The sequence below is a fragment of the Deinococcus sedimenti genome, assembly GCF_014648135.1.
GTDB classification, from domain to species: Bacteria; Deinococcota; Deinococci; order Deinococcales; family Deinococcaceae; genus Deinococcus; species Deinococcus sedimenti.
The window spans coordinates 985400-999665 of record NZ_BMQN01000001.1 but is presented as its reverse complement, the minus strand read 5'-3'; the positions used below and the strand labels follow the sequence as shown (position 1 = coordinate 999665).

Annotated in this window: 15 protein-coding genes; 10 read left to right on the top strand and 5 right to left on the bottom strand. The window is 70.5% G+C overall.

Annotated elements, in window-relative coordinates; translation table 11 throughout:
• Nucleotides 1-44: 44 nt before the first annotated feature.
• From IEY69_RS05010 to IEY69_RS04990, 5 genes are all read left to right on the top strand, one after another.
• Nucleotides 45-479: a MerR family transcriptional regulator gene (locus tag IEY69_RS05010; RefSeq protein WP_189071993.1), complete on the top strand. Its 435-nt coding sequence runs from the start codon at nt 45-47 to the stop codon at nt 477-479.
• Nucleotides 476-934 carry a putative antibiotic biosynthesis monooxygenase gene (locus IEY69_RS05005; protein ID WP_189071992.1) on the top strand — a complete coding sequence of 153 codons (459 nt, stop codon included), beginning with the start codon at nt 476-478 and terminating at the stop codon, nt 932-934. The genes IEY69_RS05010 and IEY69_RS05005 overlap by 4 nt, the downstream gene beginning before the upstream one ends.
• Nucleotides 931-1932 carry an aldo/keto reductase gene (locus tag IEY69_RS05000; RefSeq protein ID WP_189071991.1) on the top strand — a complete coding sequence of 334 codons (1002 nt, stop codon included), beginning with the start codon at nt 931-933 and terminating at the stop codon, nt 1930-1932. The genes IEY69_RS05005 and IEY69_RS05000 overlap by 4 nt, the downstream gene beginning before the upstream one ends.
• Nucleotides 1933-2015: 83 nt before the next feature.
• A complete protein-coding gene (locus tag IEY69_RS04995; protein ID WP_189071990.1) occupies nt 2016-2381 on the top strand; it encodes a hypothetical protein in 366 nt (121 codons plus the stop codon).
• Nucleotides 2381-3106: a metallophosphoesterase family protein gene (locus tag IEY69_RS04990; protein WP_189071989.1), complete on the top strand. Its 726-nt coding sequence runs from the start codon at nt 2381-2383 to the stop codon at nt 3104-3106. The genes IEY69_RS04995 and IEY69_RS04990 overlap by 1 nt, the downstream gene beginning before the upstream one ends.
• Before the next feature lie 56 nt (nt 3107-3162).
• On the opposite strand, the gene IEY69_RS04985 is transcribed toward IEY69_RS04990, so the two are convergent.
• Both IEY69_RS04985 and IEY69_RS04980 read right to left on the bottom strand, forming a co-directional pair.
• On the bottom strand, nt 3163-4980 hold the full coding sequence (locus tag IEY69_RS04985) for a DEAD/DEAH box RNA helicase (protein WP_189071988.1): 1818 nt from the start codon (nt 4978-4980) through the stop codon (nt 3163-3165).
• Nucleotides 4981-5184: 204 nt separating this feature from the next.
• Nucleotides 5185-6114, bottom strand: a complete 930-nt coding sequence (locus IEY69_RS04980) for an RluA family pseudouridine synthase (protein WP_189072374.1) — start codon at nt 6112-6114, stop codon at nt 5185-5187.
• A 267-nt stretch (nt 6115-6381) separates the two neighbouring features.
• On the opposite strand from IEY69_RS04980, the gene tatA reads away from it, so the two are divergent.
• From tatA to IEY69_RS04965, 3 genes are all read left to right on the top strand, one after another.
• Nucleotides 6382-6639 (top strand): twin-arginine translocase TatA/TatE family subunit, encoded by a 258-nt coding sequence (gene tatA / locus IEY69_RS04975; RefSeq protein WP_189071987.1) that lies wholly within the window; start codon nt 6382-6384, stop codon nt 6637-6639.
• A 133-nt stretch (nt 6640-6772) separates the two neighbouring features.
• Nucleotides 6773-7309 carry an RNA polymerase sigma factor gene (locus tag IEY69_RS04970; RefSeq protein ID WP_229783634.1) on the top strand — a complete coding sequence of 179 codons (537 nt, stop codon included), beginning with the start codon at nt 6773-6775 and terminating at the stop codon, nt 7307-7309.
• A gap of 37 nt (nt 7310-7346) precedes the next feature.
• Entirely contained in the window at nt 7347-8057 is a 711-nt protein-coding gene (locus IEY69_RS04965; RefSeq protein WP_229783633.1) for an anti-sigma factor, read from the top strand.
• Nucleotides 8058-8120: 63 nt separating this feature from the next.
• Here IEY69_RS04965 and IEY69_RS04960 read toward each other — a convergent pair whose 3' ends face one another.
• The 3 genes from IEY69_RS04960 to IEY69_RS04950 form a co-directional block, all read right to left on the bottom strand.
• Nucleotides 8121-9941: an ATP-binding protein gene (locus IEY69_RS04960; RefSeq protein ID WP_229783632.1), complete on the bottom strand. Its 1821-nt coding sequence runs from the start codon at nt 9939-9941 to the stop codon at nt 8121-8123.
• On the bottom strand, nt 9938-10978 hold the full coding sequence (locus IEY69_RS04955; RefSeq protein WP_189071986.1) for a DNA double-strand break repair nuclease NurA: 1041 nt from the start codon (nt 10976-10978) through the stop codon (nt 9938-9940). Before IEY69_RS04955 ends, IEY69_RS04960 begins: the two co-directional genes overlap by 4 nt.
• Nucleotides 10979-11072: 94 nt before the next feature.
• Nucleotides 11073-11699 carry a Crp/Fnr family transcriptional regulator gene (locus IEY69_RS04950; RefSeq protein WP_174366301.1) on the bottom strand — a complete coding sequence of 209 codons (627 nt, stop codon included), beginning with the start codon at nt 11697-11699 and terminating at the stop codon, nt 11073-11075.
• Between the two features lie 240 nt (nt 11700-11939).
• Between IEY69_RS04950 and IEY69_RS04945 the strand changes: the two genes are divergently transcribed.
• Nucleotides 11940-12851, top strand: a complete 912-nt coding sequence (locus tag IEY69_RS04945) for a histone deacetylase family protein (RefSeq protein WP_189071985.1) — start codon at nt 11940-11942, stop codon at nt 12849-12851.
• Between the two features lie 70 nt (nt 12852-12921).
• Nucleotides 12922-14148, top strand: a complete 1227-nt coding sequence (locus IEY69_RS04940; RefSeq protein ID WP_229783631.1) for an MFS transporter — start codon at nt 12922-12924, stop codon at nt 14146-14148.
• Nucleotides 14149-14266: the final 118 nt, after the last annotated feature.

The window sequence follows — 14266 nt, the reverse complement described above, 5'->3', positions numbered from 1 at the left end:
CGTGGTCTTGACTTCGAGCGCACTCGAAGGCGTACGGTGCAGGCATGACCGAGCCCACCCCCCACCTGAGCATTCAGGACGCCGCCGCGCAGCTGGGTGTCAGCCCGCACACCCTGCGCTACTACGACCGCGAGGGCCTGCTGGACGTGCCCCGCGCCAGCGGAGGAGACCGCCGCTACAGCGAACGTGAACTGAGCCTGCTGCGCTTCCTGCTGCACCTGCGCGGCACCGGTATGGGCATGGCGGGCCTGCGCGCCTACATGGCCCTGGTGCGCGAGGGCGAGCACACCGCCCCCGCACGCCGCGCCCTGCTCGTCGCCCATCAGCACGAAGTCGAAACTCGCCTCCGGGACCTGCAGGCGGACCTCACCGCCATCCGCGCCAAGATCGCCCGCTACGACACCCACCTCGCCTGCGACGGCACGACCGCGCTGCCGCTCCCGCCGCTGACCACCACCGCGCGCAAGGACTACGCTTGACCCGTCCTCCAGCCTCCACACCCTGGCGACTGGCCGTGGCCCGCTGGCTGGGCATCTACCCGACCATCACCACGCTGCTGCTGATCCTCGGTCCCTCATTGCTGGGCCACTACCCCACCCCCCTGATCGCGCTGCTGCTGACCGCGCTGCTCGTCCCCCTAACCCACTACGTCGTGTTCCCCCTGATCGAGCGGCTCAGTGGCGGCTGGGTGCGGTTCCCGTCGCTGCACGGCGCGGCGCACCACCGCGTGGCGCTGCTCGTGTGGGCCGTCACCTACCCTCTGATCACGGCCGTCCTGCTGCTGGTTCTGCCGATCCTGGCGGGGAGGGTCCCCATTCCCGTCCTGACCCTGGTCGTCACGCTGATCGCCGTGCCGATCCAGTCCTTGCTGATCCTGCCCCGTCTGATGCCGCGCGCGATGCCCTGGATTCTCGCGCAGAGGAGACCCGCATGACCCCCACCACCCCGCTGCCCACCCGACACCTGCGCGACCTGACCGTTTCGGCCCTCGGCCTGGGCTGCATGGGCATGAGCGCCTTCTACGGCCCCACCGACCGCGTGCAGAACCTAGACACCCTGAACCGCGCGCTGGAGCTGGGCGTCACGTTCTACGACACCGCCGACATGTACGGCCCGCACACCAACGAGGAACTCCTCGGCGAGTGGCTGCAGGGCAGACGCGACCGCGTGGTCCTCGCCACGAAGTTCGGCATCCAGATCGCCCCGGACGCGCCCGGCGGGCGGCGCATCAACGGGCGGCCCGAATACGTCCGGCAGGCCATCGAGGGAAGCCTCAGACGCCTGCGGACCGATCACGTGGACCTGTACTACCTGCACCGCGTGGACCCCGACACGCCCATCGAGGACACCGTCGGCGCGATGGGTCAGCTCGTGCAGGAGGGGCTGGTGCGCGCCATCGGCCTGAGCGAGGTCAGCCCGGACACCCTGCGCCGCGCGAACGCCACGCACCCCATCAGCGCCGTGCAGAGCGAGTACTCCCTGTGGACCCGCGACCCCGAGCAGGGCGTGCTGGCCGCCTGCCGCGAACTGGGCGTGGGCTTCGTGCCGTACAGCCCCCTGGGGCGCGGCTTCCTAACCGGCGAGATCCGCAGCCCCGACGATCTGGCCGACGACGACTTCCGCAAACACAACCCCCGCTTCCAGGGCGAGAACTTCCAGCGGAACCTCGACCTTGTCCGCGAGGTGCAGGCCATGGCCGCGCAGAAGGGCTGCACGCCGTCGCAGCTGGCCCTCGCCTGGGTGCTCGCGCAGGGGGACGACCTGGTGCCGATTCCCGGCACGCGGCGCGTGAAGTACCTCGAGGAAAACCTCGGCGCGCTGACCGTGCAGCTGTCCACAGATGATCTGGCCCGCATCGACGCGGCGTTCCCGCCCGGCGCGGCGCAGGGCACCCGCTACCCCGAAGCCTCCATGAACAGCGTCAACCGCTGAACCAGACAGCGAGGGGGGGAATGTGCAGGGCCCATGAAGCGGCCCGGCGCGTTCCCCTGCTCCGATCGTGGCAGCATGGGCGGGTGAATGCCCCCATCCTCCGCACGGCCCTGATCACCGGCGTGGTCATCGCTGCCGTGAACATCCTGTTCGCCGCGCTCGACTACGGCCTGGACACCCTGCCGCCCTGGTTTTTCCTCGCGCAGCTGCTGCTGCTGCCCGCCATGCTGCTGCCCATCCGCTACTTCCCGCAGGCGGCCACCACGCGGGAGTTCCTGCCGCGCGCCGCGCTGTACGCGATGGGCTGGGCGGTGCCGTACGCAATCTACAAGTTCGCGCACGACGCCCTGAGCCCCGCCTTCACGCCCGCCGCGTCGCTCGCTTCATACCTGATCACAGTGGCCCTGTTCTCACTGCTGTTCGCCGCGATCCGCAAGCCCACCCGTTGATGCGCCTCGCGATCCTGGGCGACGTGCACGGCAACGCCTTCGCGCTGCGCGCCGTGCTGGACGACATCCGAGCGGCGAGCCCAGATCAGGTGCTGAACCTGGGGGACACCGTCTGGGGCTGCTCGGACCCCGCTGGCGCCTGGGCACTGCAACAGGAGCACGCCCCGCCCAGCGTGCGCGGCAACACCGACGAACGCGTCGCGGCCCTGCGCGACGGTAAGGAAACGATGCGTGCCTGGGTGCGCGCCCAGCTCCCGACGGACGTCCCCGCGACCCTCGCGGCCCTGCCCACCCACCTTGACACGGCGGGCGGTGAGGTCCGCGTCGCGCACGGCAGCCCCCGCAATCCCTGGGAGGACCTAATGCTCACGGAATCCCCGGACGGGCACACTCGCCCCGCCCACTTCCGGGAACTGCGCGAGCGACTCGGCGGCCTCAGCTTCGACATGGGGGGCCGCGTGTGCGTCGTCGGACACACCCACCGCGAGATGCTGACCGTCGTGGACGGCCTGACCATCGTGAACGCCGGACCCGTCTCCCGGCAGAAGGACGGGCTGCCGCTGGCCCGCTGGGTGCAGCTCACCCGCCGCGCCGGGCACTGGGACGTGCAATTCCGCCGCGTGCCCTACGACACGCAGGCCGCCGCCGCGTGGGCCCGCGCGCATGGGCCGGCAGGAGCAGGCGACCACGAGGCCCACTGGCTGAGCGCCGGACGCGAACCGTGACACACGACAAGAAAAGCGCCTCCCTGTCATAGGGAGGCGCTTCTTAACTGGTGGGCTCAGCGGCCAGCGGGAACGAACTCGCGGTCGGCGAAGTCCTCGCGGCGCGGGGCGCGGTCGTCACGGTCCCGGCTCCAGCGACCCTGACCGCCGCCACGGTTGCCGCCCTGGAACCCGCCGCGGTCGCCGCCGCCCTGGCCCTGGAAGCTGCCGCCACGGTTGCCGTACCCGCCGCCACCGCTGTTGCTGCGGCCACGGTAGCCCCCCTCGTCACGGTCGCCACGGTAGCCGCGGCCACCCTGGTACCCGCCCTCGCGGCGCTCGCGGGTGGGCTGCTCGAACAGTTCGGGCAGTTCCTGCGCGATTTCCACCTGCACCTCGCCTTCCAGCGGGCTGGCGGCCATCAGCTTCTCAACGAACTCGCTGGGCACGTCGGCCACGGCGCCGCCGCGCCACTGGCGCACCTTGCCGAGACGGCGGGTGTCCAGATCGCCGTTGCGGGCCAGGACGGCCACGGCGCGGGCCACGCTCATGCGCTCGGCGTGCAGGATGATGGTCGTCAGGCCTTCCTCGCCGCTCAGGAGGCTGGCGGCCTTCACGGGCTCGGTCACGCCGCTGATCTTCGCCAGGGCGCGGCTCAGGGCCTCGAGTCCCAGCTCGCTGAACAGACGCTCCGCTTCGGACTGGAAGTTCGCGGCGGCGCTGGCGTCCACCTTGCGGACCATGTCGGCGCTGGCGCGGGCGCTGGCCTGGGCGACTTCCTTGGGCGTGGGCAGGGGACGCTCGATGAAGCGCACGCCGGTCACGCGTTCCAGGCCCGCCACCTCGCGGCCGTCACGGTCGCCGTACATGATGATTGCGGTGCCGGTGCGGCCCGCGCGGCCCGTGCGGCCGGAACGGTGCACGTAGCTCTCGGGGTCCTGCGGCAGGTGGTACTGCACGACCAGGTCGACCTCGGGGATGTCCAGGCCGCGCGCGGCGACGTCGGTCGCGACGAGCACATTGGCGCGGCCGCCGCGGAAGGCACCCAGGGCGCGTTCACGCTGGCTCTGCGCCAGGTCGCCGTGCAGCGCCTCGCTCTCGATGCCGCGGTGGATCAGTTCGTTCGCCAGTTCGTCCGCTTCACGCTTGGTGCGGGTGAACACGATGGCCTTTTCCGGGTTGTAGATGGTCAGCAGGTCGGCCAGCACGCGGGTGCGGGTGCGGCCCACCTTGACCTTCAGGTGCTCGACGGTCTGCGCGGCCTGGCTCTTGCCCTCGCCGACCATGTCCACGATGACGGGGTCGTTCAGGTACTTGCGGGACAGGCGGTTGATGTCGTTCGTCAGCGTGGCGCTGAACAGCAGCGTCTGACGGGTCTCGGGAGTGCTCTTGAGGATGGTTTCGATGGCGTCGGCGAAGCCCACGCTGAGCATCTCGTCGGCCTCGTCCAGCACGGCGAATTCCACGGCGCTCAGGTCGAGGTTGCCGCGCTCGAGGTGGTCGATCAGGCGGCCGGGTGTGCCGACCACGACGTCCACGCCGCGGCGCAGGGAGTTCTCCTGCGGGCCGTAGCTGGCGCCGCCGTACACGGTGACGGTGGTCAGGTGGGCGCCGCTCTTGCTGAACTCGTCCGCGACTTGCTTGGCGAGTTCGCGGGTGGGGGCCACGACGATGGCGCGGGGCAGACGGGCGCGCTCGCGGCTGGTTTCCAGCTTGCTCAGGATGGGCAGCGCGAAGGCGAGGGTCTTACCGGTCCCGGTGCGGGCGCGGCCGATCATGTCCTTCCCGGCCAGGGTGAGGGGCAGGCTCTCGGCCTGGATGGGGCTGGCTTCCGTGATACCGCGCTCGGCGAGACGCGCCGCGAGTTCGGGCGCAATCAGTTGATCAAAGTTCATTTGTGGTCCTTTCGGGAAAGCACAGCCCCAGTGACCAGCAAACGCCCTTTGAAACGGCATCCAGCATGTCCTGAAAGTGGGGGCACCTTCCAGCCGCACGGGAACCTCCCGTCGCGGCGCACGAATTGAAATGCTACCCGATTCCTGAACTGATTGCAAGTGGTGCCCATGTCCGGGCGCGCCTCCGGCCTCCGTGCGGTCGCTTCAAGGCTCGCGGTCCAGGTCTCCCGGCAGGGCGCCGCCCAGGCCCATCCAGGCGTTCAACATGTCGTCGGGCGCGGCGGCGTGCAGATGCAGCGCCTCACCACTCACCGGGTGGGGGAGGACCAGAAACTGCGCGTGCAGCGCGTGCCGGGCGATCAGTTCGGACGGGCGGCCGTACACGCCGTCCCCCACGATCGGGCTGCCCAGGTGCGCCAGGTGCACGCGGATCTGGTGGGTGCGGCCCGTGCGCGGCTGCGCCCGCACCAGCGCCAGGGTGCGGCCGTGACCGTCAGGTCGGGTATCCAGCGGGGTGAAGAGCGTCTGTGCCTCGCGCGGCTGCGCTCCGCCCACCGTCATCCGTTGCCGCTGCACCGGGTGCCGTCCGATCGGGGCGTCCACGGTCACCGGGTCCTGCGCCCGCCACGCCCCCGCTGCGATCGCCAGGTACGTCTTGCGGGTCTCGCGGTCCTTGAACGCCGCCGCCAGTCGGGCGTGCGCCGCGACCGTCTTCGCCACGACGATCACGCCGCTGGTGTCCTTGTCCAGCCGGTGCACGATACCCGGTCGGAATCCGTCCGGACCGTCGAAGCCGGACTGTTCCGGCAGGGCCATGCGGCCCAGCAGGGCGTTGACCAGCGTGCCGGTCGTCACGCCTGGCGCCGGGTGCGTGATCATGCCCGCCGGTTTGTTCACCGCGATCAGGTGCTCGTCCTCGAAGATCACGTCGAGCAGGACGCCCTCCGGCTCGACCGTCGCGTCCGGAACGGGCGGGACCTGCACCTGCAGGGGCTCACCGCCCCGCAGCTTCAGGCTGGCCTTCACGGCCGGCACGCCGCCGACCTGCACGAACCCACCCTCGATCCAGCCGGCCACCTGCGAGCGGCTCGCTCCGCTCAGGGCGGACACAACCGCGTCCAGCCGTCCGGGCATGGCGATGAATGACAGGGGGGTAGGGGCGGCAGCGTCCTTCACGCGCCCGAGTGTAGACCGCGGGCGGACGCCCCGGGGGACCGCCGCGTGATGTGGCGACGTTCACCTGGGCTTCATCCCCACGCCTGGGGTTGATCCGACCACGCACGGTCCGCATATGACTGGGTGAAGCGAGGGACCCGACCCGGGCCTCCGTTCCACCCTCCGCCCCAGCACCGGCCCCGCGCCTGTCTGGCCGCCTTCCCAGACCGTACAGGAGACCCCACCATGCCCAACATCGGACCCGCTGAACTGCTCGTCGTGCTGCTCGTCGCCCTGGTCGTCTTCGGCCCCCGCAAGCTCCCGGAGCTCGGTAAGAGCCTCGGCAACGGCCTGCGTGAATTCCGCAAGAGCACCCAGAGCTTCCGCGATGACCTGACCCTGACCCCACCCGCCCACGCTCCCGTTCCTGCGCCCGCCGCGCAGAGCGTGGCCGCTTCCGTCGCGCCCGTGAATCCGGCCGACGTGACGGCCCCGCGCAGCTGACCCCGGCCCCGCCGTGAGGACCTCCAGCTCAGCACCCCCCGCAGACCCAGTCCGCGGCGCCCGCCTGCATGAACGGCAGCTCAGGATGCGCCGCGCCGGGAGCGGAACGACCCTGGTAGGCTTACCTCACTCTATGACCCCACTCCTGCATCCCGACCTGCCGGACGAGGCGCTGATCCGCGCCATGGCCGACGGCACCGAGGACGCGCTGCGTGAACTGCACCGCCGGTACTCGCGACTGCTGTACTCCCTCGGCCACCGCATGCTCCGGCAGACCGAAGACGTGGAAACCTGCGTCCAGGACGCCTTCATGAACGCCTGGCGGCACGCCGCCCGCTTCGACCCGGCCCGCGCCAGCGCCAAGACCTGGCTGGTCAGCATCGCCCACCACCGGTTCCTGCAGGAGCTGCGCGACCGGCCCGACACCCCACTGGAAATCGAGGACTGGGACTCGCCCACCCGCTCGGCCGACAGCGACGCCCAGATCATGGCCCAGGCCGCCGTGCAGACGCTGGACGACACCCAGCGGCACCTCGTGGAACTCGCGTACTACCGCGGGTACTCGCACAGCGAACTCGCCATTCTCACCGGGTTGCCGGTCGGTACCGTAAAATCCCGCTTGCGCGCCGCGATCGACCGCATGCGCACCCACCTGGGCAGCCGTCCGTGAACCCCCCGCTCCGCTCGCTTCACCAAGGAGGTGACCTGTGAACATCACCCGAGACGACCTGCTGGCCCTCGCCCTCGGGCAGCTGGACCAGGCTGACGAGCAGCGCGTTCGGGCCGCCCTCGACGCCGACCCCGACCTGCAACGCGAGTACCGCGCCGATCTGGAACTCCTGCACGGCCTGCCCGACACCCTGGCACCCGCCGAGGTGCCTGAAGGTGCCGAGGACCGCCTGATGGCCCGGCTGCACCGGGAAGTCGCCGCGCCTCCAGCGCCCGTCAACCTGCCCCTGTACCCCCAGGGCGCACCCGATCCGTCCGCCGAGCCTGCCCCCGCCCGTGCCCGCACCGGCCGAATGAACTGGCGCCTGATGCTGCTGAGCGTCGTGGCGGCCCTGACGCTGGGCGTGATCTTTCTGCGTCCGCCCACCCCGCAGGACCTGCTCAGCCAGTACCAGAACACGCCGGGCGCGCAGACGCAGCCGCTCACGCAGGGCGGGCAGGCCATCGGCGAACTGATCCGGCTGCCCGACGGACGCGCGTTCGTGCACCTGAACGCCCTGGCTCCGCAGGAACGCGTGTACCAGCTGTGGCGCATTGAGGACGGCCAGCCGGTCAGCGCCGGCGTGTTCGACGGGCAGGGCATCGTGATTCCCAGGGTGCAGTCCGGGCAGACGGTCGCCGTGAGTGTCGAACCCGAGGGAGGCAGCGAGCAGCCCACCACGGAACCCATCCTGATCCAGCAGCTGTAACCAGTGACAGAGTGCAAGGGGGACAGGCCCGCGCGAGGCCTGTCCCACCAACTCATGGCCGCTTCAGCGCAGCCAGTCGTCCCCGACGTCCTCCACCTTCTGGCCGCGCAGGTCGTCCACCTCGTCCTTGCGGGTCGCCCAGGCTGGGAACGGGTAGTTCACCAGCACCGGATTGGGCACGTCCGGCTGGCTGACCAGCATGGTGCCCGGCTGGAGGATGCCCGCCCGCGCGCGGAAACTCTGCGGAAGGAAGCGGTACTCGGGCCGCTCGGCCTCCGCGAGGTCCAGGCGGCCCACCACGCGGATCGCGGCGTTGGACACGATGCGCCGCTCGACCTCGCTGGCGGTCTGCTGCGCGCCGATCAGGATGATCCCCAGGCTGCGGCCACGTTCGGCGATGTCCAGCAGCACGTCCTTGATGGGGCTGTCGCCGTCGCGCGGCGCGTACTTGTTCAGCTCGTCCAGCACGACGAACACCGTGTCCTGCCGCCCCACGCGTTCCTTGTGTTCGAACAGGTCGCGCAGGAGGACGCCCACCACGAACATCTGCGCGGTCGCGGACAGCGTGTGGATGTCCACCACGGTCGTCTGCACACCGGGCTTCAGCGGGTCCGGGCGGTACTGCGCGGCCTGAGCGGCGCTCAGGTCTCCGCGCACCAGCGGCGTGAGGTGCTTCTGCACGCCCCGCAGCCGCCGGATGAACGCCTGCAGCGTGGCCGGGGACTGCTTGCCCACCCACTTGCGGTCGCCCTCGCCGTCGTTCGCGTCCAGCAGCTTGTACTCCAGGTACGCGACCAGTTGCGGGAAGGTGCTGATCCGCACGCCGCCCAGCTCGTCGAAGCGCACGTCCTCGTCAATCAGCTGCTCGGTGTCCGGCTGCCAGTCCTCCACGGTCAGGTACGGCGTGTCCGCCCCCTGCGCGAGGCGGTACAGGCGGTCCTCGATACTGCCGATCACGAAGCCCAGGTTCACGCTGGCGTCCCGGTCCACGAACACGTACGGCAGCATGCGCCGCAGGCAGAACTCCCGCAGCGAGTACAGGAACGGCGTCACGCCACTGGCGCGCTGCTCGACGTGCGGGACGATCGCGCCCGCCGCGCTGCCGGGCCGGGGCGGCGCGAGGAACTGCACGTCCCGGAACGCTTCCGCCGGGAGGTTCATCAGCTCGTAGCGGGTGCGCGGCAGGCCCTTCTGCGCCTGCGCGTCCGCCTCGCGCGCCGCCACGTCCCTGTTCGCCTGATCGAGAAACAGGAGGTCCTCGCCCTTCACGTTGAAGATCAGCGCTCGCCCCGCCGAGGCGGAGGCGCCCATCACGCCACTTCGGAAGATCGAATGCAGCAGGAACAGCGCGTAACTGGTCTTCGTCGCCACGCCCGAGATCCCGCTGATGTTGATGTGCCCGCCGTTCTCACCGTTCACGAACCGGTAGTTCAGCGGCAGCACCTGCCCGTCCGCCAGCAGCCCGCCGGGGAAGGCGCGGTCGCCCATCTTGTCCGCGCTGAGCGCCATGCGCAGGTCCGCATCCCGCGCGTGCCGCACCGCGTCCCCCGGCTGCGGCGGAATGAAATTCTCCGGGTGCACCCGTGTGACCAGCACCCGCGCCGCGTAACTGACACTCGCGGGCAGCAGGCCCGCCACGACGTCCTGCACGTCACTGTCGAACGTCACCCCCTCGTGCCGGGTGCGGACGTGATCCACGATCCCGTAGAAGCGCACCTCGGCCCCGTCGGGCTTGCGGGTGCCCACCACGACCAGGTCGTCCAGCTGGATGCTCGCGCCGGGCTGCACCGCGAACCAGAAACTCACCGGGGTCACGTCCTGCGTGCCCAGCACCATGCCCACCACCGCGCCCGTCGCGGCCGACGGTCCCTGCACGCCCGTCATGCGACCGCCCCCTGCCCGAACGTCGCCGCGATGTGCGCCCGGATGCGCCGCGTGACCAGATCCGCGCTGCCCATCGAGCGGTTCATCGCCTGCTCCAGCGCCGCCGTCGGAATCAGGTTCTGTGGCGCGCGCGGGTCCTTGTGCGCCCGGCTCCCCATCCGCGTCAGCAGCATGCCCGACAGGTTCGCCACCTGACGCACGATGGGCGGCAGGAAGTCCGTGTCGTCGGGCGCGAACATCTCCAGGCGCATCACGCCGCTCATCGGGTGCTGGTAGAACGCCGCCTCGGACAGCCGCACATACCAGATCAGACGCGTGAACTGCCCACCCTCGTACGTCATGCGCAGGATGGGCGTGCGTTCGCCGGGCTTGAGGTCGCTCAGCAGTCCGGCGCGGTCGGCGGGCAGGTACATGGTTTCCATGGTCTTCACGCAGCCCACCACCGCCCCGTTCAGGTTCTGGCCGCGCAGGGTGCCGTCCTGGATGGTCAGGGCGGTCAGCCACTCTCGGTCGTCGGTCTCGTCGAGCGGCACGCGGGACGCAAGTTCGTGCGAGAGGCGCTGCTCGGCACTCAGCATGTGCTGTTGCAGGGTGTTCAGGGCCGCCAGCGGATCGTGCCCCTCCATGGGGGCCGGGGCGTATTCCAGCTGCCCGGTGTGCGGGTTGCGGGGCGTGAGCTGCGCGGGTTCCACGAGCAGGTTCGGGGCGTGGGCCAGCAGCCGCTGGGCCTTCACGGCCAGCAGTTCCGCCTGCCGGGTGCCGTGCGGGCACAGTTCGACCGCGCCGACCACGTAGGCACCGAAGCCGCCCAGGCCGCTCTGACCGTGGGGGTCCTCGATGAAGATGCGGGATTCCATGCGGCGTTTGCCGTCCACGACGAACACCTGCTTCAGTCGTTCGGGGATGGGCCGGGCGGAGATGGCGGCCCAGCGGGGCGTTTCCACGTCGTCGAGGGTGCCGCCGAAGGCTTTCAGGGTGAGCTGTCCTCCCTGGATGTCCACGGGCCAGGGGTCGAGGCGGATACGCATGCGGGCCATTCTACGTGCCGGACAGAAAAAGTGTGCAGTGAGGTGCGCGGCGCACGAAAACGCCGCCCCGGTGACGGAGCGGCGCGGTGAGGGCAGGTCTGATTCAGCCGTGGTAGCCGCTGAGCAGGCGCAGGCCCGCCTCGTCGGTCAGGGTCAGGCAGCGGTACGCGGGGTTCAGCAGGCCGTCGTCGCGCATCTCGCCGATGAGTTTGCTGACGCTCTCGCGGGTGGCGCCGGTGCCCTCGGCGATCAGTTCGTGCGTGGCGCGCACGAAGCGCGTGCCGTCCGGGTGCTGGCCGCCCAGGCTGCTGTCCGCGAGATTCAGCAGGTACCGGGCGATGCGTTCGCGCAGGTCGCCGTCCTGGATGTGCACGCCGTCGGTCATCATGCGCTGCAGCTGCTGGCTGAGGCTGCGGGTCAGGTCCCACAGTTCGCCCTGCGACAGGTGCTGCGGGTGGATGGGGGTCAGGACCGCGTCGGTCAGCGCGACGACCTGGTGGCCGCGGGTGGTGCCGTGCAGGCATTCCTCGCCGAAGATGTCGCCGGGGCGGATGTGGCGCACGGTCAGGTTGCGGCCCTGCGGGGTGAGGCGCACGGCGCGCATCAGGCCGCTTTCCAGGCGGTAGAGGCTGGGGGCGGCGTCCCCGGCGTAGTAGAGGGTCTGGCCGCGGCGGACGGTGCGGTTGGGGTCGGTGTAGGGGTGGGTGGTGGTGGGGGAGATGTAGGTCATGGACGGTCCTCCGGTGTGCGTCCGCCCGTGGCGGTCTGGGGGCGGGCTTCGGGGGCCGCCTGTGCTTCGATTGATCAAGAGTGTACAAACCTTGTACAACCCTGAATCGTGTGCGGCCCACAGTGTGAACACTCCGTCAAACAGGGCCACGGCACGTGCAGAAGACCTCACTCATGCGGCCGGAGGCGTTCGTGACCTCGCACGCGCAGCAGACCCGCCGGACACGCCAGACTGCCGGGCGTGACCGACCCCGACCACACCGGGCCGTACCGTGCCTGGACGCCCGCCGCCTACACGTTCCCCCTCCCGGACGGGCACCGCTTCCCGGCGTACAAGTACGCGGGCGTCCGCGACCGCCTGAGCGGGCTGCTGCCCGTGCTGGACACCCCGAACCTCAGCTGGGCGGACGCCGCCCGCGCCCACGACCCGCTGTGGCTGCGGCGCTGGCGCAGGGGCGAGATCGATCGGCACGAGGAACGCGCCTTCGGCCTGCCCTGGAGCGCGGAGGTGGTGGAACGCGCCCGCCGCGCCGCCGGGGGGTCCCTGGCCGCCCTGCACGACGCGCTGCGGGTCGGGTGGGGCATCAACCTGGCGGGCGGCACGCACCACGCCTTCCGCGACCGTGCCGAGGGATTCTGCCTCGTGAACGACGCCGCGATCCTCACCCGCGTGGCCCTGGGTGACGGACTGGCGCGCCGCGTGGCGATCCTTGACCTGGACGTCCATCAGGGTAACGGTACCGCCGCGCTGCTGGAAGGCGAGGACCGGGCGTTTACCCTCAGCGTTCACGGCGAGCGGAACTACCCCTTCCGCAAGGAACGCAGCAGCCTCGACCTCGGCCTGGGGGACGGCGTGACCGATCAGGACTACCTGCGGGTGCTGCGCGAGCAGGCGCTCCCGGCGCTGGACGCCTTCCGGCCCGACCTTCTGCTGTACCTCGCCGGGGTGGACGTCCTGGCCGGGGACCGCTTCGGGCGATTCGCCCTGACCCTGGACGGCGTGCGCGAACGCAACCGCGCCGTGCTGACCTGGGCGCGCAGCGCGGGCATTCCCGTCGTGACGATGATGGCCGGCGGGTACAACCGAGACCACGCCCTGACGGTCGAGGCGCACGCCAGCGTGGTCCTCGACGGCCTAGACGTGCTGCCCTGAACGCTTCCCGCCCCCCGGCGCGTCCCGTCTTGCCGATCGACTGAAACGTTCAAGGTGAATAATGCCCCCCATGACGACCCGCGCGCCGTGGAACCGCAACGAACGCCTGGGCATCCTCAACGGCTGGGCCATCTTCCTCGGCGACGGCTTCATGAGCGTCGCCGTCGTCCTGACCGGCTTCGCCGCCCGCCTCGGCGCGCCCAACTGGGTGATCGGCCTGCTGCCCGCCATCGCCGGGGGCGGCTGGATGCTCCCGCAACTGCTCGTCGCGGCGCGCGTCCGGCCCCTGACCCACAAACTCCCGGTGTACCGCTCCGCCGCCGTTGTCCGGACCGGCGCGTACATCCTGATGGTGCTGGCCGCCGCGCTCCTCGCCGACCGGCCCGCGCTGTGCCTCACGCTGTTCATCCTCGCCATGACCGTCAACGCCCTGGCGTCCGGCGTGAGCGGCCTGCCCTTCCTGGAGGTCGTCAGCAAGACGGTCCCCAGCGAACGACGCGCCCGCTTCTTCGGCACCCGCAACCTGTACGGCGGCCTGCTCGCCTTCGGCGCGGGGCTGCTGGTGCGGGCCATCCTGGGCAGCGACCTGCCCTTCCCGCTGAACTACGCCCTGATTCTCGCGCTGGGCACCGTCGCGTTCACGTTCGGGTACTGGGTGTTCGGCCTGGTGCAGGAACCCGCCGACACGCCCCAGGACGCCCAGGGCACCCGCGCTGAGATCCGCGCGATTCCCGAGACGCTGCGCGACCCGCACTTCCGGGCGTTCCTGACCGTCCGCCTGCTGCTGGCCGCCGCCAGCATGAGCGACCCCTTCCTGGCCGTGTACGCCCTGCGAGAACTGAACTATCCGGTCGCCACCCTGGGCACCTTCGTCATGGCCCTGACTGGCGCCGCGCCCCTGAGCAACATCGTGTGGCAGCGCGTTGCTGAACGCAAAGGCTCGCGGCGCATCATCCGCTACGCTACCGTGTTCTACGGCCTCGCGCCCCTGTGGGCCCTGACCGTCGGGCTGCTGCACCTGCCCGCCTGGACGTACCTGATCGCGTTCATCCTGACGAGTACCGCCGCGCAGGGCTTCAACCTGGGCCACACCAACCACCTGCTGAACATCGCCCCGGAACACGCCCGCAGCCGCTACATCGGCACGCTGAATACCCTGGTCGGCGCGGCCCTGTTCACCCCCGTCCTCGGCGGTCTGCTCGCCGACCGCGCCGGATACGGCCCGGTGTTCGTCCTCAGCGGCGTGCTGTGCGCCGTCGCCTGGGTCTGGTGCGGGCAACTCCGCCGCGACGCCTGATACGGACTCCGATTGAATGGCTTAAAAAGCCGTTCAATCCGAGCAGAGCGAGAAGGAGAGAAGCGGGTTCCGGACGTGGAGTTGACAGATCGGAGGTGTTCCGATCTGTCAACGCAAC

Excerpts from the sequence above, each read along its gene's own strand:
- IEY69_RS04960 (WP_229783632.1), bottom strand. The coding sequence starts at position 9,941 with ATGACGGGCGTGCAGGGACCGTCGGCCGCGACGGGCGCGGTGGTGGGC.
- tatA (WP_189071987.1), top strand. The coding sequence starts at position 6,382 with ATGCCCAACATCGGACCCGCTGAACTGCTCGTCGTGCTGCTCGTCGCC.
- IEY69_RS04940 (WP_229783631.1), top strand. The coding sequence starts at position 12,922 with ATGACGACCCGCGCGCCGTGGAACCGCAACGAACGCCTGGGCATCCTC.
- IEY69_RS04985 (WP_189071988.1), bottom strand. The coding sequence starts at position 4,980 with ATGAACTTTGATCAACTGATTGCGCCCGAACTCGCGGCGCGTCTCGCC.
- IEY69_RS04980 (WP_189072374.1), bottom strand. The coding sequence starts at position 6,114 with ATGCCCGGACGGCTGGACGCGGTTGTGTCCGCCCTGAGCGGAGCGAGC.
- IEY69_RS05010 (WP_189071993.1), top strand. The coding sequence starts at position 45 with ATGACCGAGCCCACCCCCCACCTGAGCATTCAGGACGCCGCCGCGCAG.
- IEY69_RS04955 (WP_189071986.1), bottom strand. The coding sequence starts at position 10,978 with ATGGCCCGCATGCGTATCCGCCTCGACCCCTGGCCCGTGGACATCCAG.
- IEY69_RS04990 (WP_189071989.1), top strand. The coding sequence starts at position 2,381 with ATGCGCCTCGCGATCCTGGGCGACGTGCACGGCAACGCCTTCGCGCTG.
- IEY69_RS05000 (WP_189071991.1), top strand. The coding sequence starts at position 931 with ATGACCCCCACCACCCCGCTGCCCACCCGACACCTGCGCGACCTGACC.
- IEY69_RS04950 (WP_174366301.1), bottom strand. The coding sequence starts at position 11,699 with ATGACCTACATCTCCCCCACCACCACCCACCCCTACACCGACCCCAAC.
- IEY69_RS04970 (WP_229783634.1), top strand. The coding sequence starts at position 6,773 with ATGACCCCACTCCTGCATCCCGACCTGCCGGACGAGGCGCTGATCCGC.